Source organism: Ruegeria sp. N7, assembly GCF_056531345.1.
Genome location: NZ_JBQFLR010000010.1, coordinates 26,464 through 44,562 on the forward strand (window position 1 = coordinate 26,464; position 18,099 = coordinate 44,562).

Sequence of the window (18,099 nt, forward strand, 5' to 3'; positions counted from 1 at the left end):
CGCGCTGATGCTGGATGCGGCACAAACCACTGACGTGCAGGCGGAAACCCTGCTTGAGGTCAATAATATCGAGGTAATCTACAACCACGTGATCCTCGTGTTGAAAGGCGTCAGCCTGAGTGTTCCAAAGGGCGGCATCACAGCATTGCTGGGTGGCAATGGCGCGGGCAAGACAACCACGCTCAAGGCCGTTTCGAACCTGCTGCATTCCGAACGCGGTGAAGTCACCAAAGGTTCGATCAAGTATCGCGGCCAGAACGTGCATGAAAGCGATCCGGCCGATCTGGTTGAAAAGGGTGTCATTCAGGTGATGGAAGGCCGCCATTGTTTCGAGCACCTTACCGTCGAGGAAAACTTGCTGACCGGTGCTTATACCAGAAAAGACGGGGCGGCTGCGGTCCAGCAGGACCTTGAGATGGTTTACGCATATTTCCCCCGGCTCAAGGAACGCCGCCGGTCGCAGGCAGGCTATACTTCGGGTGGGGAACAGCAGATGGTTGCCATGGGGCGGGCGTTGATGTCGCGGCCCGAGACGATTTTGCTGGACGAACCTTCAATGGGTCTTGCTCCGCAGCTGGTCGAAGAGATTTTCAGTATCGTGAAGGACCTCAACGAAAAAGAGGGCGTGTCCTTTCTGCTAGCAGAGCAGAACACCAACGTCGCCCTGCGCTTTGCGCATTACGGCTATATTCTTGAATCCGGGCGTGTCGTGATGGACGGCCCGGCCGCAGACCTGCGCGAAAACCCGGATGTGAAAGAGTTTTATCTGGGTATGTCCGACGAGGGCCGCAAAAGCTTTCGTGATGTGCGGTCCTATCGTCGTCGCAAAAGGTGGCTGTGAGCGGATGGAGGATATGGCTATGACCTATTTCGACGCACTCGAAACACGCTCGGCAGACGAACGCGCCTCGGACCAGGCCAGGGCACTAGTGGAGCAGATCAAACGCGCGATGTCGGCCCCTGGATTTGCGTCGCATCTGTCAGAATCAGACACTAATAAGGTAAAATCAGTTGAAGATTTGCCAACATTGCCGGTTCTGCGGAAATCGGACCTGACCAGAGCACAGGCCAAACGCCCCCCGTTTGGTGGATTTACAGTGAAACCGGCGCGGCATTTCCATCATGTGTTCCAGTCGCCGGGACCGATCTATGAGCCGGGCAGCACTGATCACGACTGGTGGCGCATGGGCCGTTTCCTGAATGCCGCGGGTGTTGGCGCAGGGGACATTGTCCAGAACTGTTTTGGGTATCACCTAACCCCAGCCGGTATGATCTTTGAAAATGGCGCACGGGCTGTCGGCGCGGCTGTTCTGCCCGCAGGAACCGGACAAACCGAGTTGCAGGTGACTGCCGCCCGCGACGTTGGCTGTACGGCCTATGCAGGAACGCCGGATTACCTGAAGGTCATTCTGGACAAAGCCGATGAGATGGGCGTTTCACTGCATTTCTCGAAAGCCGCCGTTGGAGGTGGGGCCTTGTTCCCGTCTCTGCGACAGGAATACGCCGACCGGGGTATCTCGTGCCTGCAATGTTACGCGACAGCGGATCTGGGCAATATTGCTTATGAAAGCGCCGCGATCGACGGGATGATCATCGACGAGCACGTGATTGTCGAGATTGTGACACCTGGAACCGGAACTCCGGTGGCACCGGGTGAGGTGGGTGAGGTCGTGGTGACCTCTCTCAACCCCGATTACCCGCTGATCCGCTTTGCGACGGGCGACCTGTCCGCCGTGATGCCGGGAATTTCTCCTTGCGGTCGCACGAACACCCGGATCAAGGGTTGGATGGGGCGTGCAGATCAGACAACCAAGATCAAAGGTATGTTCGTGCGTCCGGAACAGGTTGCCGCTTTGGTCGACAAGCATGAAGAGATCGTCAAGGCTCGAGTCATTGCCACCCGTCAGGGCGAGATGGATTCGATGACTGTCCAGATCGAAAGCACAGGCGGGGATGATACGGCATATGCCAGATCGGTGGCCGAAGTGCTGAAACTGAAAGGCGCAATCGAAGTCGTCGCTCCCGGCTCGCTGCCCAAAGACGGGCTGGTGATTGAGGATCAGCGCGTCTACGAATAGCAGTGAAAATCAGGTCTGCGGCAGTTTGTGTCGCAGATTTGTTGACCGACGCACTGGTGTTTCCGAGCATTTTGGTCGATTAAAGGCAGACCCTAAGCCTTTGCCAATCAAAAGCCGGGATGATGGCCCAGATCGACTATTCAGAAAACGGATCACGCAATCGCGGTGTACGCGGCACACGGCTGTTGGCCGCTGTCGCCTATCTTGTGGCTGCCGCGTGCCTGCTGCCCATGGTGGCCGTGGTCTTGGCAGCGGTGACCGGCGGAACAGATACGATCTCGCACCTGATGGACACGGTGTTGCCCGGCTATACCGTGACGACCCTGATCCTTGTGGTTCTGGTTGCGTCGGGTACGTTCAGTATCGGCACGGGCGCTGCCTGGTTGGTGACGATGACCCGCTTTCCCGGTGTCAGGATCCTTGAGATCGCGCTGGTCTTGCCGTTGGCCTTTCCGGCGTATGTGCTCGCCTATGCGTACACCTTTATTCTGGATCATCCGGGTATTGTTCAAAGCACCTTGCGAGATGTAACGGGCTGGGGGCCGCGCGACTACTGGTTCCCTGAAATCCGCTCGACCGGGGGCGCGGCGGTGATGCTGATTCTGGTGCTTTACCCCTATGTCTACCTGCTGGCACGGGCTGCGTTCCTGCAACAAAGTGCTACGGCGTTTCTGGCGGCGCGGGCGCTGGGCAACAACCCATGGCTGGCGTTTCGGCGCGTCTCGCTGCCGATGGCGCGCCCGGCAATCGCCGGTGGCGTGCTTCTGGCCATCATGGAAACCATCGCCGATTTCGGAACCGTGTCGTATTTCGGTGTGCAGACCTTTGCGACCGGGATCTACACCAGCTGGTTTTCCATGGCCGACCGAGCGGCGGCGGCGCAGCTGGCGTGGTGCCTGCTTGTCTTTGCACTGATCATGGCTGTGGCCGAGCGCACCCAACGCGGTAAGGCAAAATACTATCAGGCAGGAAAGAAACATGCCGCCCAACCGGCGGAAGATCTGACCGGTCTTCGCGCCGTCGCGGCATTCTTGTTATGTACGATACCCGTTATTTTCGGGTTCCTGCTGCCCGTTATCATACTGGTCGAGATGGGTTTGGAATCGGAACAGAACCTGCTGTCGCGGCGCTATATCGGTTTCATCCAGAACTCGCTGACCCTTGCCGGCACGGCCGCGGTCGTCACTGTCTTTGCGGCGATCTGTGTCGGGTTCTTTCAACGTCTGAGACCCGGGCGCGCGTCGTCTGCGACGGCCTACATGGCGCGGCTGGGATATGCCGTGCCCGGTGGCGTCATCGCAGTCGGCTTGATTGTACCTTTCGCCAGCTTTGACAACGCGCTGGATGCTTGGATGCGGCAGACATTCGATGTGTCAACTGGGTTGTTGGTTACAGGTTCAATCTGGCTGCTGGTCGCCGCTTACATGGTGCGATTCCTTGCTGCCGCGCTCAGCGCATATGAAGGGGGGCAAAGCACGGTTCATGCCAATATGGATGCCGCGGCCCGGTCGTTGGGGCAAACACCGCTGGGAACATTGCGGCGCGTTCACCTGCCCATTCTGACACCGTCGCTGCTGACTGCGCTGTTGATCGTCTTTGTGGACGTAATGAAGGAATTGCCTGCCACCCTGATCATGCGCCCGTTCAACTTCGACACACTGGCCGTACAGGCATACAGGCTTGCCTCGGATGAGAGGCTTGAGGGTGCCGCCGTGCCCTCACTGGTCATTCTGGCGGTCGGCCTGCTGCCGGTAATCCTGATCTGCCGTCAGGTTGGTCGGCGGTAACACTTGTGTTGTAAATGCCGGACAACCGCGCATCAGGCTTGATTCAAACATAATTTCCGGCAAGGCTGGCGGTATGAACATGCAGCCTCCCAACCGGTTTGCGGCAAGCGCAGCGCAGATGCCCGTGGCCTTTGACCGGCACGAGATGTCGCAAATCCTGTCCGTTTATGGACGGATGGTCGCCGCTGGAGAGTGGCGAGACTATGGTATCTCAAACCTGCGCGACATGGCGGTGTTCTCGATCTTCCGGCGCACTGCTGAGCACCCGATCTACCGCGTCGAAAAGCACCCGCGCCTGAAATCCCGGCAGGGGATGTACTCAGTCATCGGTATGGATGGCCGCATCCTGAAACGCGGCCACGATCTGCGAGCCGTCCTGCGGGTGCTGGAGCGCAAACTCATCCGGGCCGTAAACCCGGATTAGAGCCTTTTTTGCGCTGTAACAGGCCCGTCGCCCTGATCCTGAATGCGCTGAATCGCCCGGTCCATTGGCTCGTACACAACCGCCATATGGCTGGCGTTCGCATGTAAAATCATGTTGTCGCCCGAAACCCAGGCCACGTGCCCTTTCCAGAACAGCAGATCCCCACGCTGCGCAGGTGATTCAGCTGACAGGACAGCGCCCAAGGCTTGTTCCTGATCGCCGCTGTCGCCGGGGCAGGGAATACCGCAGGCCAGCAGCGCGGTTTGAACAAGCCCTGAACAATCGATGCCGAACCGGCTGTTTCCGCCCCACAGATAAGGCGTGCCCAGGAACAGCTCGGCCACGGCAACCGGATCACGCGGCTTTTCTGCAATTGGGGCCGTGTGAACCTTTGGGACAAAACCCAACTCGGTCTGCACAAACCGATCCGTTTCGGCAGTCGCATGGATTTTACTTCCGAAACTCAGGGATACGAGATCGCGGCTTTTGATATCGGGGGCTACGTAGGCATGTGTTGCGGGCGCGTTGATCCAATGTGTTGCAGGCATATCCTCGGACAGGTTGTCTGTTTCCAGCCAACCAGCATATCCGTCTTTTTCCGCGACGATCCTGCTCCACCCGCCGTTGTTTTCTGCGACGTGAACCGTGTCCCCCAAAAGCAACTGCCGGTCACGCGGTCCGTCAGGAACACGTAACAGGTCGACGACCGGTTTGGATATGCGGTGCTTGGTCATAACCCCAATACCTCCGGTAAGGCCGACAGCACTGCGCGTGTTCCCTGACCCAGACCGCCTTTTGTGCGGCCGGGTTCATTGCTGGGTTGCCACGCGTAGATGTCAAAATGGATATAGCGGCTGGACCCTACGAACCGGCGCAGAAACAGCGCGGCGGTGATAGACCCGGCAAACCCGCCCGAGGGGGCATTGTCCAGATCGGCAATGCCGGGTTCGATCATCGCCTCGTAGGGTGTGTGAAAGGGCATTCTCCAGACCGGATCAGCAGACGTTTTGGCCGCTTGTGCCAAGGCCACGGCGCAGCTTTCGTCGTCGGTGTAAAACGGTGCCAGATCAGGGCCCACGGCCACGCGCGCCGCACCGGTCAGCGTCGCCATCGAGATCACCAGATCGGGACTCCCTTCATCCGCCAAAGTCAGCGCATCAGCCAGAACCAGACGCCCTTCGGCATCGGTGTTGTTGATTTCAACGGTCAGGCCCTTGCGTGAGGTCAGGATATCACCGGGGCGAAAGGCATTGCCTGATACCGCGTTTTCAACGGCCGGGATCAGAACCTGCAGTTGCAGGGGAAGGTTCAGCGCCATGATCATCCGGGCAAGTCCCAGCACATTGGCCGCGCCGCCCATGTCTTTTTTCATCAGGCCCATGGAAGCGCCCGGTTTCAAATTCAGCCCGCCGGTGTCGAAACATACACCTTTGCCCACTAGTGTCAGTCTGGGGCCACTAGTGCCCCAGTTCAGCTCGATCAGCCGGGGGGCCTGCGCCGCGGCCCGCCCTACCGTGTGAATCATGGGAAAATTCTGATCCAGCAGCGCATGGCCGGTGATCACCTTGCAAGACGCGCCGAACTCATTCGCCAGAACCTCGACCGCTTGCTGTAACTGATCCGGTCCCATGTCCGAAGTGGGCGTGTTGACCAGATCGCGCGTCAGAGCCTCGGCATTTGCCATGGCCTCGATACGGGCGGCGTTGATGCCATCAGGCACAATCAATGCCGCTGACCCTCCGGTCTGGGACGCGTATCGATCAAAAGCATAGGCGGTCATCAGCCAGCCAAGACACTCCATCTCCAATAAATCCGCAGGAATGCCCGAAGCAATGCCGTAGGTGCCTTCCGGCAGGGCCATGGCCGCCGCGGCAAGGGGGAACCGTTTGCGCACACGTTTTTCTTCGGTTCCGTAACCGGCCAGCGCGAATTCAATTGCGCCGTTCGTGGCTGGCACAAGCAGGACCTGCCCCAGCGCACCGGAAAACCCGTTTGCTGCGACCCAGGACTTCACGCGCTCAGGCTGATCCAGAAGCCAGCCGTCCAAATCCGGCTGCGCGATCACATGAAGCGGTACGGAAGGGTCAGAGGATGGGGCGAAGGACAGTGTCATGGGCGCCTCGACAGATTGTTTCTGTGCACAGACTAGCCGCGCATATTCTGCCCGCAACCCCTGTCAGACGGAAAGGTCCTGTTGATCCCAGACGGCTGTCAATGATCGCTCACCAACGCGGATCAGACGTCCCAGCGTTGCACCTGCGGCTACCGCGTCACCGGCATCGACGGCCTGCGCCACGTCCCCTGCAACCCTGGCCAGAACCGTCATCCCGACCTGTTCGGAAATCGCGACCAGGGACCTTGCGCATTTGCGCAGTTCGGCCCATTCGCGCTGACGCCAAAAGCGTTCGCAGTTCGACAGGCGCACTGCCAGTTCTTCGATGGTGCGGCACAGCACATCCAGCGCGTTCTTGTCGCCCAGTTGACGGTAAAGGCCACTTAGTTGATCCGAATCCAGACGGACGGATTCCTTGTGTTCAAGCGTGATTATTTTTTCCACCACATTCACCCTAATTCTGACGCCCCCACGGCGCAGGTTTGATACTGGTGACAAATTCCTTTGCAAAACCTTGCAGAGAAATCGGATAATTGCTCGAATTTTCCTAGAATTCGGTTTAGAGGATCGGTCAGCGACAAGAACGGGGACACCGTAATGGAATTTGCCAAACCTTTGCCGAGCTATCTGGTCACGCGGTATCACGGCTGGAAAGCGACCACATATTCGGAAAACCAGGTCTGGTTCAAGCGGCTGGCAGATGAAGGGCAGCGGCCCCGGGCGATGGTGATTTCCTGCTGCGACAGCCGGGTCCATGTGACCTCGATGTTCGGTGCGGATCAGGGCGATTTCTTTATCCACCGCAATATCGCCAATCTGGTGCCACCCTATGCGCCGGACGGCGATCATCACGGTACCAGCGCAGCAATCGAGTACGCCGTCACTTCTCTCAAGGTTGCGCATCTGATGGTTCTTGGCCATTCGCAATGCGGTGGCGTTCAGGGCTGTATCGACATGTGCAAGGGTCAGGCGCCGCAACTGGATGCAAAAGAAAGCTTTGTCGGCCGCTGGATGGACATTCTGAAGCCAAAATTCGAACTTGTCGCTGATATCGAAGACAGCCTCGAACAAGCCCGACAGCTGGAACGCCAGTCGGTTGTCGCGTCGCTTGAAAACCTGATGACGTTCCCGTTCATCTCGTCAGCGGTCGAACAGGGCACCCTGAGCCTGCACGGGTTGTGGACCGATATCGGCGCTGGCGGGTTAGAGAGTTTCGACCCCATACAGAAGAAATTCGTTCCGGTCTGACGACAGTTCATAGTTAAAAAATGATGCGGAATACGGCTCTGATTCCGGGCCGTTTTTTCGTATGCTCCACACATGACGTTTGATTTTGGAGCTTGCTATGAAGATACTTAAACGAATTCTCGCAGGGCTGTGCCTTCTTGTTTTTCTGTTTGTCGCCGTCTCATACGTGTTGCCCGGCAAGGCGGAAGTGTCCCGCAGCATCACCATCGACGCCCCGGCTGCAGTGATCTTTCCGTTTGTGAATTCCATGCAAGCGACCGAGAAATGGTCACCCTGGCTGTCACGCGATCCGGAGACGAAACTAAGCTACAGTGGCCCCGAGGAAGGTGTCGGTAACAAGTTGAACTGGAGCTCGGATCACGCACAGGTCGGTACGGGGTCGCAGGAAATCGTCGAAAGCGTGGAAAATCAACTGGTCAAAACAGATCTGGACTTTGGGCAGATGGGCACGGCGTCGGCTTCGTTCACTCTGAAACCCGATGGTGACGCAACCAATGTGACTTGGGGGTTCGAATCCGATCTGGGGCTCAACCCCATGTCCCGCTGGATGGGGGTGATGATGGATAAATGGGTTGGCGGCGATTACGAGCGGGGGTTGAATAATCTGAAAGTGCTGATCGAAAATAACACCTAGACCCTTCTTGGGATCGCGACATACGTTCTGGTATGTCCACCAAGGCAGCGGGGGCCTCGCGGATCAATCCAAACGAAACCGCGCGAATTTGCCGAAATGGTCGGATCCCATGAACGGGCGCAGTTCGACTGTTCCGGTTGTTCCCTTCGGGAGCAAAAGGTTGTCGATTGGCAACGGTAGGTGCCAGCTGCCAAGATCATGAGTGTTCAGGACGGCCCCAAAACTCTGGTTGTCTGCTGCCGCCGCTATCCGCCGGACGCTTGCACCCCAAGGAACCATGTTGAAATCCCCGGCTATCAGAACCGGGCCATCCAGATCCGCAATGCGTTCCGCAATGATCCGGCTTTGGGTTGATTGGTCATAAGGAAAAGGCCAGTTCAGGTGGATCGATACGATCCAGACCAAAGACCCGTCCGGGGCTTCGACTTGTATTCCGACAAGACCATAACCTTTCAGGCAGAACCCGGACCCTTCGACAATCGGCAAAGTTGTCAGGATGGCAACGTTTTGTTCGGGACGAAACTCACAGATCACCTTTTCGGGGTAATGCTCGAACAGGTTGCTCATGTATTCACGGTTGTGACTCGAGACTTCCTGCAACGTCACGATCTGAGCATCGGATTCAATGATGTCGTCGGCCAGCGAATACCGGGGCCACGCCCGGCTCATAAGGTTCTTTTGATACAGGGTCAGACACGGACCGTCGCAGTCCTTGGGCGGGGCGGCGAAACTGGTTGCGATTGATCCGACAGCAACGGCGGCAAAGGCCAGGGTGACCAAAGCAAGGTATCTGGCGCGCATATACAGCAGGATCGCGGCACACGGCAAAAGCAGAACGCCGGCTTGTGGGCGGAAAAGCGCAAAGGAATCTCCGACCGCCAGGAATTGCCCGGTAAACCCGATGAGGATAAGCCCAACCAGAATGCCTGTACATCCTAAGATCAGGTATCTTCCAATTCTGCGTTTGGTCGAATTTCCCATGCTCTGCCTCTGATGCCCTGTGCAGGGCACCACCTGTTGTCTGCTCTGTCTCATCCGTTGCGTTCAGATCCGTGCTTAGCTGGCAAGCACGCCTGAATTTGTCAACTGGTCGGGGGAATGTTCCGAATTCAGGACCGGTATTTGAACATTTCGTTCGGACTGATGAGCCTAAAGGTTCCACTAGAGAGGAACGGGTGATGAAAGTGGGTCTGTGTAAGTTACCGGAGGTCCGCTTCGAGCCCAGATGCAAGGTTTTGTCGTCCTTGCTTTCTGATTAACGGTTGCCACCCGAGGTGCCGAAAATTCTCGGGTCTATTCAACACAATTTCATTGCGCGTTTCTTAAACTAACGCAGCACTGGCTTTGTAGACTTAGTGATTATCAAGCCTATAGAAGTTGTAACGTACCCCTTCATCAGCAATCGCATGTGCTTGGTGCCAGAGTACTGTCTTGGATCCCCTTTGCGCCTGTCCACGGTTAAATCAAGTGGATCGTCGCCTAAGCGAATATCCAACGGCTCCACTTTGTGTCCTTTGGATTGAAGGCGTTTCACAGCATCTTCAATGTCACGTAGGCGATAGATTGCGGTCTTTCCGCCTTTTGACGTCCGGGTGTTTGATGATAGGTTGAATTCCGTTGTATGCACAGCGACCCCACCGGGACGCAGGCAGTCCATCTGTTTCTCCAAAAAACGAACTCCGAGTTCGAGAGAACCGCAGTGCTCGAAAGAACACGTGGACCAGGTAAAGTCGTACCCTGAGATATCGCTGGGAATATCGTTCATATCAATGGGGCGAAATTTGACGCTCTTCTTAAATAATTCCTTTGAGCAGATCTCAGAGAAAAGTAAATCTTCGACTGATGCGCTCCATTGGCCAGTTGTCTCCCAACCTTCATTACCCTTGTTGTTGTCAGCCAGATCACTCGCTAGAACTTCGCAGCCCTTCGCTGCGAGGTAGGCAGGGATTCTTTCCTTACCAACTGCGAAACCCAAGCCCTTGATTCCGGGCTGGAGTAGGTCGCGTTCGCGCAAAGCTTGTAAAATGAAAGCCAGCTCCCAATACTTGCGATGGTGAGTATGAGGAAGATTGAGTTCTTCAATGCAGGCGGCAAACTCATTCGAGTTTAGGCGTCCTGTTCGAGCGATTTCTGAACCTAACGGGCCTTGGCTCAATGGGCTATTAGATGAGACGTAGCTTACTTTTGGGTCGCGCTCGAAATTTTCGATACGGATTTTGGGAGTTGGACGTAAGATTGCTTCTAGCTTATCGAAAAAGGCTCGAGCCACGGCGGTTCACCATTTAATTAACCGAGATAGTGTTTTAGTAAGTCCAACGCTTTATCGGATCAGAAAAGTTGAATATTGTAGTTTGAATATATTATCAACATTCCAAATGCTTGATGCACAAAGCCAGTCTTGTTCCGCAAGTTTGGCTTTCTAAAAAGAAACCCGCTGATCAAACAGCGGGTTTCTTTTTTAGTTTTTGCAAAGGCTGGATTGTCAGCCCTTTTTGAGAACCTCACGGCCCAGCAGTTCGGCGATCTGAACCGCGTTCAGGGCGGCACCCTTGCGCAGGTTGTCGCTGACGCACCACAGATTCAGACCATTTTCGATAGTCGAATCCTGGCGGATACGGCTGATGAATGTGGCAAAGTCGCCTGCGCATTCGATCGGTGAGACGTAGCCACCGGCTTCGCGCTTGTCGATCACCATGATGCCCGGCGCTTCGCGCAGGATATCGCGGGCTTCGTCTTCGTCCAGAAACTCTTCGAACTCGATATTCACGGCTTCGGAATGGCCGACAAACACCGGCACGCGGACGCAGGTTGCAGTGACCTTGATTGACGGATCGACGATCTTCTTGGTCTCGACAACCATCTTCCACTCTTCCTTGGTCGAGCCGTCTTCCATGAAGACGTCGATCTGCGGAATGACGTTGAAGGCGATCTGTTTCTGGAACTTCTTCGGGGCGACCTCGGTGGTAGGGTTGTAGACGGCCTTGGTCTGATCCCAAAGCTCATCCATGCCCTCTTTGCCGGCACCCGAAACTGACTGATAGGTCGACACAACAACGCGCTTGATCCTGGCGCGGTCATGCAGCGGCTTCAGCGCGACAACCATCTGCGCGGTCGAGCAGTTGGGGTTGGCGATGATGTTCTTGTTCTTGTAGTCGTGGATCGCCTGCGGGTTACATTCCGGCACGATCAGCGGAATGTCCGGGTCATAGCGATAGAGCGACGAGTTGTCGATCACCACGCAACCCGCCGCAGCCGCCTTGGGGGCGTAGACTTTGGTCGCCTCGGAACCCACGGCAAACAACGCCATGTCCCAGCCGGTGAAATCGAACGTGTCCAGATCTTTGGTCGTTAGGGTCTTGTCGCCAAAGCTTACTTCGGTACCCAGCGAGCGACGGCTTGCCAGGGCGGCAAGTTCATCAACCGGGAACTGGCGTTCAGCCAGAATGTTCAGCATTTCGCGGCCCACATTACCCGTGGCGCCGACGACTACGACGCGATAGCCCATTTCATGTCTCCAAAGTTAAGGACGCGCGTTCATAGCCGCGTTGCGGCGAAGAAAAAAGGGCTATCAGCGGGGTTTTCAACGACTGATGCCGAATTCAAGCGGTTCAATCGTTCAAAAGTCGTTCATAAAGCGCAACCAGCGCCTTTGCTTCGCCCTGAATGCCGAAATGCTGCTCGACATGGGCGCGGGATGCCTGGCCTGCTTGTGACAGGGAATCATTACTTTTCAGCATTTGGGCAATCGCCTCGACCAAGGCGGGAACGTCATCGGGGGTCACCACTTTGCCAAAGGACGGATCAGTAATAATCTCGGCAAACGCGCCGACATCTGTGGCCACGACCGGAACACCGCAGGCCATCGCTTCGAGAGGGGTCAAACCAAACCCCTCCCACCTTTGTGGCGCAACAAACAGGTCCAGGGCCTGATACCATTCAGCAATCTGATCTACCGCCACCTCGGGCTTGAAAAGGATGCGATCAGACAAGCCAGCTTTGGTGACTTTATCCTTCAGTTCGGCCAGAAAAGCGGTGTGTTTCTCGGTTGCCCGGCCCATGACGATGCCTGACACTGTGTCGAACCGTCCGCACAAGTCAATCATGGCGTCGACAAAGGCATCCGTGCCTTTTTGGTGTCGAATGCGGCCGTAACACCCTAACAGTACCCCATCCGGCAGCCCCAGCCGAGCACGGACGGCGGCCTTGTCTGAAGGTGGAACGAAGTCTTCTAGGTTGATGCCATGCATCACCACCTGCGAGTCCCGCTCAAGATACCCTGCGGTTTTGCGCGAGGTTGCAACGACCGCATCCATTTTGCCGATCAGCCATTTGGTATAGCCTGTGTGCGGCCTTTGGGACGCGCTTGTGAACAGCATTTTGAGCTTTAACCGGAACACATCGCGCAGGATAAGCCCCAGCAACATCTCGGTGTTGCGGCGTGCGTGCCAGACCCGCCTTTTACGACGTGACAGGAAAGGCAGTCGACCCAGCGGGATGTGCGGAGTGTCAGCGGGCAGACCCGGTCCAGTGGCGGCGATGTCGATCCATTGCGCCTGCAGCGGAACCAGCCGTGCGATGGTCGCGGTTACGCCCGAAAGTCTGCGTTTTAGATTTGGGGCTATGACAATGGGGTCTTTCAACAGGCTCTCCTGATGGTAGCGTCAATCCACACTATCCCGGCTGAATAGATAGATCACGCAACCAATGGCAAGGCTGACCGCAAAAAAACCGAATATTGCGGTGTAGGGTGCCGTTGATCCGTCTTGCACGGTGGCTGCGTGAATACGTCCGGTGACGAATTGAGCAATGCCAACGCCGCCGATGCCAAAAAGATTCAGCAATGTCACACCACGCCCCACCAGATGCGGAGGCACGAAGGCCCGACCATGGGCCATGATGACCGGAAAGCTGGCACCGGTAAAGCCGATCACGGCCATCAGCAGGACAGACAGCCATGTTGCATCCTCGATCCACAAGCAGAGCAAGCCCAACGCAGCTGCGCCCAGTGCGTTGCCAGCGAAAACCACCCATTTCCGGGTACCAAAAACGCGGTCCAGCGGTCCGTAGACAAAAGTGCCCGCAATCATAGCCGCACCCATGATCAGCGTTGCAGTGCCGATCTGAGTGGCACTTAAGCCAAAGACGTCGTTCAGGTACGGCCCGGCCCAAAGCCCGCGCAGCGCAGCAGAGGGGGCGTAGGCAACCAGCATCAGGGGCAGGATCAGCCACAGGGCAGGCTCCTTCAGCAGATCCAGCAGGGATCCCTTGTGTTCTGTTTCGACCTTCGCCGGGTCGTGAACAGTCAGCCACAGGCCCAATGCGATTGCGGCGGACACTGTGGCCAGCCCGACCATCGTTGCGCGCCACCCCATCCATTCCACGGCAAGCGCGGTTGGATAAGAAGCCACCAGATTTCCAACGGACCCTGCGCCCAACATCACGGCGGCCAATGTCGCAAACCGCGCCGGGGGGTATTCACGCGCAAAGATATAGTAGGAGGCCATCAGGACCGGAGAGCACCCGACACCGATCAGGCCCATGGCTATGCTGATGTGCAGGGGCGCTGTTGCGACTGCGAAAACCGCCGCTCCACCTGCCCCGCCCACCAGAAGCAGCGCGGCGGACGTGAGGCGGGGGCCAATCCTGTCCAGCGCCCATCCGACCGGGATCTGCATGACCGCGAACACGATAAACCAAAGACCGGAAGCAAAGGCCAGATCTTCGGGCGCGGCACTGATGTCACGTTCCAGATCCAGGCTGAGAACCGCAAGGAAGGCACGGAAAAACTGGCTGAGCACATAGCCCAGGCATAAAACCACCAAACCTGCCTGCATATTTAGCCCTTTCCTGCTCGTCCGAGGAAAATGCTTGGCACGCCGTGATGCAACGCACAAGCCTGTGTATTATGTTTCAAAATCAGGACATGGCTCGCCTTCCGGCTATCTTTGTCAAAACATTGATTCCGAGGGGGAGCATGAAAGACCTCCAGTCTGCATTTTACGAAAACCTTCCCTTGCAGCGCGATTTTACCCGTCTGTCAGACCCTGCGCAGTTTTCAAAACTGCCCGATGATTGGGTTCTGGGTGTTGCCGACATTGTCGATTCAACGGGCGAAATTGCGCGGGGCCGGTACAAGACCGTTAACACTGTGGGCGCTGCGGTCATTTCGGCCATGATCAATGCAATGGACGGCGCGTTGTTTCCGTATGTTTTTGGCGGCGATGGGGCGGGGTTTGCTGTCCCGCCTGGAAAAGCTGAAACCGCCCGGACTACGCTGGCTGATTTGCGGCGCTGGGCAGATGAAGAGTTCTCCATGCCATTACGGGCGGCGCTGGTGTCGGTGGCTGATATTCGCAAAGCGGGTAAGGATCTGCGTGTTGCGCGCTATGCACCCTCTGCCGGAGTGGATTACGCCATGTTTTCCGGCGGCGGTCTGGCCTGGGCCGAGGCCGGGATGAAAGCCGGGCAAAATATGGTCACACCCGCAGGGCCAGGTGCGCAGCCGGATCTGACAGGCCTTTCTTGCAGGTGGTCCAACAGCCCGGCCCGTCACGGTCAGATCGTTTCACTGGTCGTACAGCCCACACCGTCAGCAACCGAACGGGACTTTGCCGATCTTGCGCAATCCGTCTTGTCCGCGTCGGAAGCGCTTGAGCGTGCTGGCCATCCGGTGTCGGAAAAGGGTCCGCCCATGACATGGCCTCCACCCGGCCTTGACATCGACGCGCATGTGTCGCGCAACGGGCGTCATGTGATTTTGCACAAGCTCGTCCTGCTGGTTCAAAACCTGTTGATCGCGGTATTGTTCAAAACTGGCCTGCGGATGGGACGCTTTGAGCCGGACCATTACAGACATATGGTCAGTAGTAATGCCGATTACCGAAAGTTTGATGACGGGCTGAAAATGACGCTCGACTGCGATCCGGACACATTGCGCCAAATCGAACACCTGCTTGAAGAGGCGCGTCGCCGTGGGAAAATCAGATACGGTTTGCACGCACAGGACGAGGCGATGATGACATGTATCGTCCCCTCGGCCACACGGGATGACCATGTGCATTTTGTTGATGGTGCCTCGGGCGGCTATGCGCAGGCCGCTGCGGCCATGCGCACTTGAATGTCTAGGAAGGTTTCCATTGCGCGGCCAGCGCGCGTGCCGCCTGTGCCAGCAGCATCACATCAATGCCGACCGCCAGAAATTGGGCGCCCATGTCCAGATAGGCCTGACGCGCTTCGTCATTGGTGGCAAGGATGCCCGGCGCTTTGCCTGCGGCCTTGATCCGGGCCAGGGCGTCCGCGATGACCGCACGCACCTCGGGTGCGGCGCTGTTGCCCTTGTACCCCATGTCGGTTGACAGATCAGCGGGGCCAATGAAAACGCCATCCACACCTTCGACTTGAAGAATGTCATCCAACGCGGCCACTCCGGCGCGGGTTTCCACCTGCAACAACAGGCAGATTTCCTGATCTGCGGTCTGGATGTAGTCGCTTGTCGCCCCATACATCGTGGCGCGCGATGCCGCTGCACCAACACCCCGCACCCCGTCCGGCGGATAACGGCAGGCACGGACCAGATCCTGCGCCTGCGCGGCGCTTTCAACGACCGGAACCAGTACTGTTTGGGCACCGGAATCCAGAACCATCTTGATCAGCCAGGTCTCTCCAACAGGGACCCGCACAACGGGATGAGATGCGCTGCTGGCCAAAGCTGTCAGTTGATCCCGGATCGAGCGGATATCATTTGGCGCATGTTCACCATCGATCACCAGCCAATCGAAACCCGCGGTTCCCATGATCTCGGCGGTGACGGATTCAGCAAAGCTCATCCAGCAACCAATCTGCTGTTCACCCTTTATTAGAGCCTGTTTGAACATATTCTTTGGGGCTGACATGCTGAAACCTCATATTTGAGCCGGTGCAGGTGAGAAGGACATGAAATGGACCTCGGTCGCATCATCAACGGTCGTTCCTAATTGTCCAGCCTGAAATCGGCTCGCATAACGTGCGAATACGGGTGTGGGCGCTGCTGCCGTGTGTCTGGTTGCTTGCTTATATCCCGGATTTCGGTGATAATTTTTCTATGACCGACGATCTCCCTCTGACGTCGCGATCTTTGCCCATTGCGCTTTTGCGTGCGCGGGAAAAGGTTATGGGACCCATTCGAGCAATGCTGGCTGACGCTGGCGTCACGGAACAGCAGTGGCGCGTGTTGCGGGTGTTGAACGAAGAAGGCCCGCAAGAGCCGACCCATATCGCCGATCGCGCCTGCCTGCTGCTGCCAAGCCTGACACGCATTCTGCAAAAGCTGGAGACCCGTGGACTGATCACGCGGCGCAGCCATCCGGCAGACCGACGACGTCAGGTTGTTGAGATCAGCACAAAAGGGGTTCAGATCATTCGCGCCAATCTGGCTGCAAGCACGGCTCAGGCGGAACGTATTCGATCTCAGCTTGGACCGGACAAGCATGAACTCCTGCTGGATCTGCTGAACGAGTTGAAAGACCTCGAATCCTAATCATTGGCACTGCATCAGATGTCTTCGGCTGTGACCCCGCCGGAAACTGTAGGGGGAGTCTCCGACGGGGCGGCCAGACCCGGACTGGTCGTTGGTGCCTGGCCCAAGACCGGTTACGTCAAACCTGACGGTCCGGCCTGTGCTTCGGAGTATATGAAAAGCCTGTGTTGTGGCTCTGAAAAGGGTCTTTTGACCCTTGGGGGAGGGGCCTTGCACCTATACTCTCCGAAACTGGTTTAGGCAGTTGCCGACCGGTAAATGGGTCAGCGTATGGTTTGCCGACGTCACTTTGGTGAAATGCTTTACCAAAGCTGCTGTTCTGAATTTTGACACCGCACCGAAATCGGCGCGGGCCTGACTACCTGAGGATTTAGCCCGGATTTGGACTGAGCCAAGAGTTGTTTCGACCTGTTTGTGTACTGGTGAGACCATAAAAACTGATGAAACCAATTTTTGACACGGCGTCAGTCATTCCGGTCAGAATTGAGCCGTTTCACGCTGAAACACCTCTTCGAGATTGGCGAAATACAGCGTGTTTTCTGGGCTTGCTGGCGGGTCTGGCAGACGTAATATGGCAGTTGCGCAACCTTCAGGGACTATCATGCCAAACAGCCTGTTTCCGCTTCCGGACCCGATCTCCATCCCCGTTGTCGGCGCGGCGGCCGGATATCCCATTGGACGGATCTTCTGCGTCGGTCGAAATTATGCAGCCCATGCCGCCGAAATGGGGAATGAGGTGGATCGCGAGGCACCTTTTTACTTCACCAAATCCGTCCCGAACGCCGTACTCTCAGGTGTGACGGTTCCTTATCCTGCCGGGACCCAGAATTACCATCATGAGATGGAATTGGCATTGGCCATTGGAAAGCCCGTGTTTCGCGCCACTAGCGCGCAGGCGTGGGATGCCGTTTTTGCCTATGGCTGCGCCCTGGATATGACGCGCCGTGATCTGCAAATCCGCGAGCGCAACAAGCAGCGGCCCTGGGATCTGGGAAAGGACGTCGAATACGGAGCGGTCTTTGCCCCGTTGACACCAGCCACCGACTGGACCCCGGAGGATGACAAACGCATTCAGCTAAGCGTAAACGGAGAGTTGCGCCAGAACGCGACCCTGGAGGAGCTGATCTGGAAGATCGACGAGATTGTCATGCACCTGTCCGGCTTTTACCACCTGCGCCCCGGTGACCTGATCCTGACCGGTACACCGGCTGGTGTTGGTCCGGTCGTTGCGGGGGATGTTCTGACAGGTAAGATTGATAGGCTGGAGCCGGTCAAGTTGACCCTGTCAGACGCAGAATAG

Annotated in this window: 18 protein-coding genes; 9 read left to right on the plus strand and 9 right to left on the minus strand. The window is 56.9% G+C overall.

Annotated features, from left to right (window positions below; translation table 11 throughout):
• The first annotated feature begins 7 nt into the window (after positions 1-7).
• The 4 genes from ACR0ES_RS12400 (at position 8) to ACR0ES_RS12415 (ending at position 4,289) form a co-directional block, all read left to right on the plus strand.
• Positions 8-841, plus strand: a complete 834-nt coding sequence (locus ACR0ES_RS12400) for an ABC transporter ATP-binding protein (protein WP_209598951.1) — start codon at positions 8-10, stop codon at positions 839-841.
• Positions 842-860: 19 nt separating this feature from the next.
• A complete protein-coding gene (locus ACR0ES_RS12405) occupies positions 861-2,078 on the plus strand; it encodes a phenylacetate--CoA ligase family protein (protein WP_480482433.1) in 1,218 nt (405 codons plus the stop codon).
• 122 nt (positions 2,079-2,200) lie between these two features.
• Positions 2,201-3,865 carry an ABC transporter permease gene (locus ACR0ES_RS12410; RefSeq protein ID WP_480554339.1) on the plus strand — a complete coding sequence of 555 codons (1,665 nt, stop codon included), beginning with the start codon at positions 2,201-2,203 and terminating at the stop codon, positions 3,863-3,865.
• A 73-nt stretch (positions 3,866-3,938) separates the two neighbouring features.
• On the plus strand, positions 3,939-4,289 hold the full coding sequence (locus tag ACR0ES_RS12415; RefSeq protein WP_480554340.1) for a DUF2794 domain-containing protein: 351 nt from the start codon (positions 3,939-3,941) through the stop codon (positions 4,287-4,289).
• Here the strand turns inward: ACR0ES_RS12415 and ACR0ES_RS12420 are convergent.
• The 3 genes from ACR0ES_RS12420 to ACR0ES_RS12430 all read right to left on the minus strand — a co-directional run bounded on the left by ACR0ES_RS12420 (position 4,286) and on the right by ACR0ES_RS12430 (position 6,855).
• Positions 4,286-5,023, minus strand: coding sequence for a C40 family peptidase (locus ACR0ES_RS12420; protein ID WP_480870861.1), 738 nt, complete (start codon positions 5,021-5,023; stop codon positions 4,286-4,288). The two genes, ACR0ES_RS12415 and ACR0ES_RS12420, sit on opposite strands and share 4 nt — an antisense overlap.
• Complete coding sequence (locus tag ACR0ES_RS12425) at positions 5,020-6,402, minus strand: leucyl aminopeptidase family protein (RefSeq protein WP_480870863.1); 1,383 nt, start codon at positions 6,400-6,402, stop codon at positions 5,020-5,022. Before ACR0ES_RS12425 ends, ACR0ES_RS12420 begins: the two co-directional genes overlap by 4 nt.
• A gap of 63 nt (positions 6,403-6,465) precedes the next feature.
• Positions 6,466-6,855 (minus strand): hypothetical protein, encoded by a 390-nt coding sequence (locus tag ACR0ES_RS12430; RefSeq protein WP_267363938.1) that lies wholly within the window; start codon positions 6,853-6,855, stop codon positions 6,466-6,468.
• 144 nt (positions 6,856-6,999) lie between these two features.
• On the opposite strand from ACR0ES_RS12430, the gene ACR0ES_RS12435 reads away from it, so the two are divergent.
• Both ACR0ES_RS12435 and ACR0ES_RS12440 read left to right on the plus strand, forming a co-directional pair.
• Positions 7,000-7,650: a carbonic anhydrase gene (locus tag ACR0ES_RS12435; RefSeq protein ID WP_267363919.1), complete on the plus strand. Its 651-nt coding sequence runs from the start codon at positions 7,000-7,002 to the stop codon at positions 7,648-7,650.
• 97 nt (positions 7,651-7,747) lie between these two features.
• On the plus strand, positions 7,748-8,284 hold the full coding sequence (locus ACR0ES_RS12440) for an SRPBCC family protein (RefSeq protein WP_480482424.1): 537 nt from the start codon (positions 7,748-7,750) through the stop codon (positions 8,282-8,284).
• A gap of 63 nt (positions 8,285-8,347) precedes the next feature.
• On the opposite strand, the gene ACR0ES_RS12445 is transcribed toward ACR0ES_RS12440, so the two are convergent.
• The 5 genes from ACR0ES_RS12445 to ACR0ES_RS12465 all read right to left on the minus strand — a co-directional run bounded on the left by ACR0ES_RS12445 (position 8,348) and on the right by ACR0ES_RS12465 (position 14,118).
• Positions 8,348-9,265: an endonuclease/exonuclease/phosphatase family protein gene (locus ACR0ES_RS12445; RefSeq protein WP_480773074.1), complete on the minus strand. Its 918-nt coding sequence runs from the start codon at positions 9,263-9,265 to the stop codon at positions 8,348-8,350.
• Between the two features lie 346 nt (positions 9,266-9,611).
• Positions 9,612-10,553, minus strand: coding sequence for a class I SAM-dependent methyltransferase (locus ACR0ES_RS12450; protein ID WP_480482420.1), 942 nt, complete (start codon positions 10,551-10,553; stop codon positions 9,612-9,614).
• Between the two features lie 213 nt (positions 10,554-10,766).
• Positions 10,767-11,789: an aspartate-semialdehyde dehydrogenase gene (locus tag ACR0ES_RS12455; RefSeq protein ID WP_480506902.1), complete on the minus strand. Its 1,023-nt coding sequence runs from the start codon at positions 11,787-11,789 to the stop codon at positions 10,767-10,769.
• A gap of 103 nt (positions 11,790-11,892) precedes the next feature.
• Positions 11,893-12,924 (minus strand): glycosyltransferase family 4 protein, encoded by a 1,032-nt coding sequence (locus ACR0ES_RS12460; RefSeq protein WP_480870865.1) that lies wholly within the window; start codon positions 12,922-12,924, stop codon positions 11,893-11,895.
• A 21-nt stretch (positions 12,925-12,945) separates the two neighbouring features.
• Positions 12,946-14,118, minus strand: coding sequence for an MFS transporter (locus ACR0ES_RS12465; RefSeq protein WP_480870867.1), 1,173 nt, complete (start codon positions 14,116-14,118; stop codon positions 12,946-12,948).
• A gap of 140 nt (positions 14,119-14,258) precedes the next feature.
• Between ACR0ES_RS12465 and ACR0ES_RS12470 the strand changes: the two genes are divergently transcribed.
• Positions 14,259-15,401 (plus strand): DUF3095 domain-containing protein, encoded by a 1,143-nt coding sequence (locus tag ACR0ES_RS12470; RefSeq protein WP_480870868.1) that lies wholly within the window; start codon positions 14,259-14,261, stop codon positions 15,399-15,401.
• 4 nt (positions 15,402-15,405) lie between these two features.
• Here the strand turns inward: ACR0ES_RS12470 and ACR0ES_RS12475 are convergent, their stop codons facing one another.
• Positions 15,406-16,176 (minus strand): HpcH/HpaI aldolase family protein, encoded by a 771-nt coding sequence (locus tag ACR0ES_RS12475; RefSeq protein ID WP_480870870.1) that lies wholly within the window; start codon positions 16,174-16,176, stop codon positions 15,406-15,408.
• A 188-nt stretch (positions 16,177-16,364) separates the two neighbouring features.
• Here ACR0ES_RS12475 and hpaR point away from each other — a divergent pair, with 188 nt between their 5' ends.
• Both hpaR and ACR0ES_RS12485 read left to right on the plus strand, forming a co-directional pair.
• Positions 16,365-16,799 (plus strand): homoprotocatechuate degradation operon regulator HpaR, encoded by a 435-nt coding sequence (gene hpaR / locus ACR0ES_RS12480; protein ID WP_209506956.1) that lies wholly within the window; start codon positions 16,365-16,367, stop codon positions 16,797-16,799.
• Positions 16,800-17,400: 601 nt separating this feature from the next.
• On the plus strand, positions 17,401-18,099 hold the full coding sequence (locus ACR0ES_RS12485) for a fumarylacetoacetate hydrolase family protein (protein ID WP_480773078.1): 699 nt from the start codon (positions 17,401-17,403) through the stop codon (positions 18,097-18,099).

What these genes read in the sequence shown, in the direction of transcription:
- ACR0ES_RS12445 (WP_480773074.1), bottom strand. Translation starts at nt 9,265, where the DNA reads ATGGGAAATTCGACCAAACGCAGAATTGGAAGATACCTGATCTTAGGA.
- ACR0ES_RS12400 (WP_209598951.1), top strand. Translation starts at nt 8, where the DNA reads ATGCTGGATGCGGCACAAACCACTGACGTGCAGGCGGAAACCCTGCTT.
- ACR0ES_RS12410 (WP_480554339.1), top strand. Translation starts at nt 2,201, where the DNA reads ATGGCCCAGATCGACTATTCAGAAAACGGATCACGCAATCGCGGTGTA.
- ACR0ES_RS12475 (WP_480870870.1), bottom strand. Translation starts at nt 16,176, where the DNA reads ATGTCAGCCCCAAAGAATATGTTCAAACAGGCTCTAATAAAGGGTGAA.
- ACR0ES_RS12420 (WP_480870861.1), bottom strand. Translation starts at nt 5,023, where the DNA reads ATGACCAAGCACCGCATATCCAAACCGGTCGTCGACCTGTTACGTGTT.
- ACR0ES_RS12485 (WP_480773078.1), top strand. Translation starts at nt 17,401, where the DNA reads ATGCCAAACAGCCTGTTTCCGCTTCCGGACCCGATCTCCATCCCCGTT.
- ACR0ES_RS12425 (WP_480870863.1), bottom strand. Translation starts at nt 6,402, where the DNA reads ATGACACTGTCCTTCGCCCCATCCTCTGACCCTTCCGTACCGCTTCAT.
- ACR0ES_RS12440 (WP_480482424.1), top strand. Translation starts at nt 7,748, where the DNA reads ATGAAGATACTTAAACGAATTCTCGCAGGGCTGTGCCTTCTTGTTTTT.
- hpaR (WP_209506956.1), top strand. Translation starts at nt 16,365, where the DNA reads ATGACCGACGATCTCCCTCTGACGTCGCGATCTTTGCCCATTGCGCTT.
- ACR0ES_RS12435 (WP_267363919.1), top strand. Translation starts at nt 7,000, where the DNA reads ATGGAATTTGCCAAACCTTTGCCGAGCTATCTGGTCACGCGGTATCAC.
- ACR0ES_RS12455 (WP_480506902.1), bottom strand. Translation starts at nt 11,789, where the DNA reads ATGGGCTATCGCGTCGTAGTCGTCGGCGCCACGGGTAATGTGGGCCGC.
- ACR0ES_RS12470 (WP_480870868.1), top strand. Translation starts at nt 14,259, where the DNA reads ATGAAAGACCTCCAGTCTGCATTTTACGAAAACCTTCCCTTGCAGCGC.
- ACR0ES_RS12405 (WP_480482433.1), top strand. Translation starts at nt 861, where the DNA reads ATGACCTATTTCGACGCACTCGAAACACGCTCGGCAGACGAACGCGCC.
- ACR0ES_RS12415 (WP_480554340.1), top strand. Translation starts at nt 3,939, where the DNA reads ATGAACATGCAGCCTCCCAACCGGTTTGCGGCAAGCGCAGCGCAGATG.
- ACR0ES_RS12465 (WP_480870867.1), bottom strand. Translation starts at nt 14,118, where the DNA reads ATGCAGGCAGGTTTGGTGGTTTTATGCCTGGGCTATGTGCTCAGCCAG.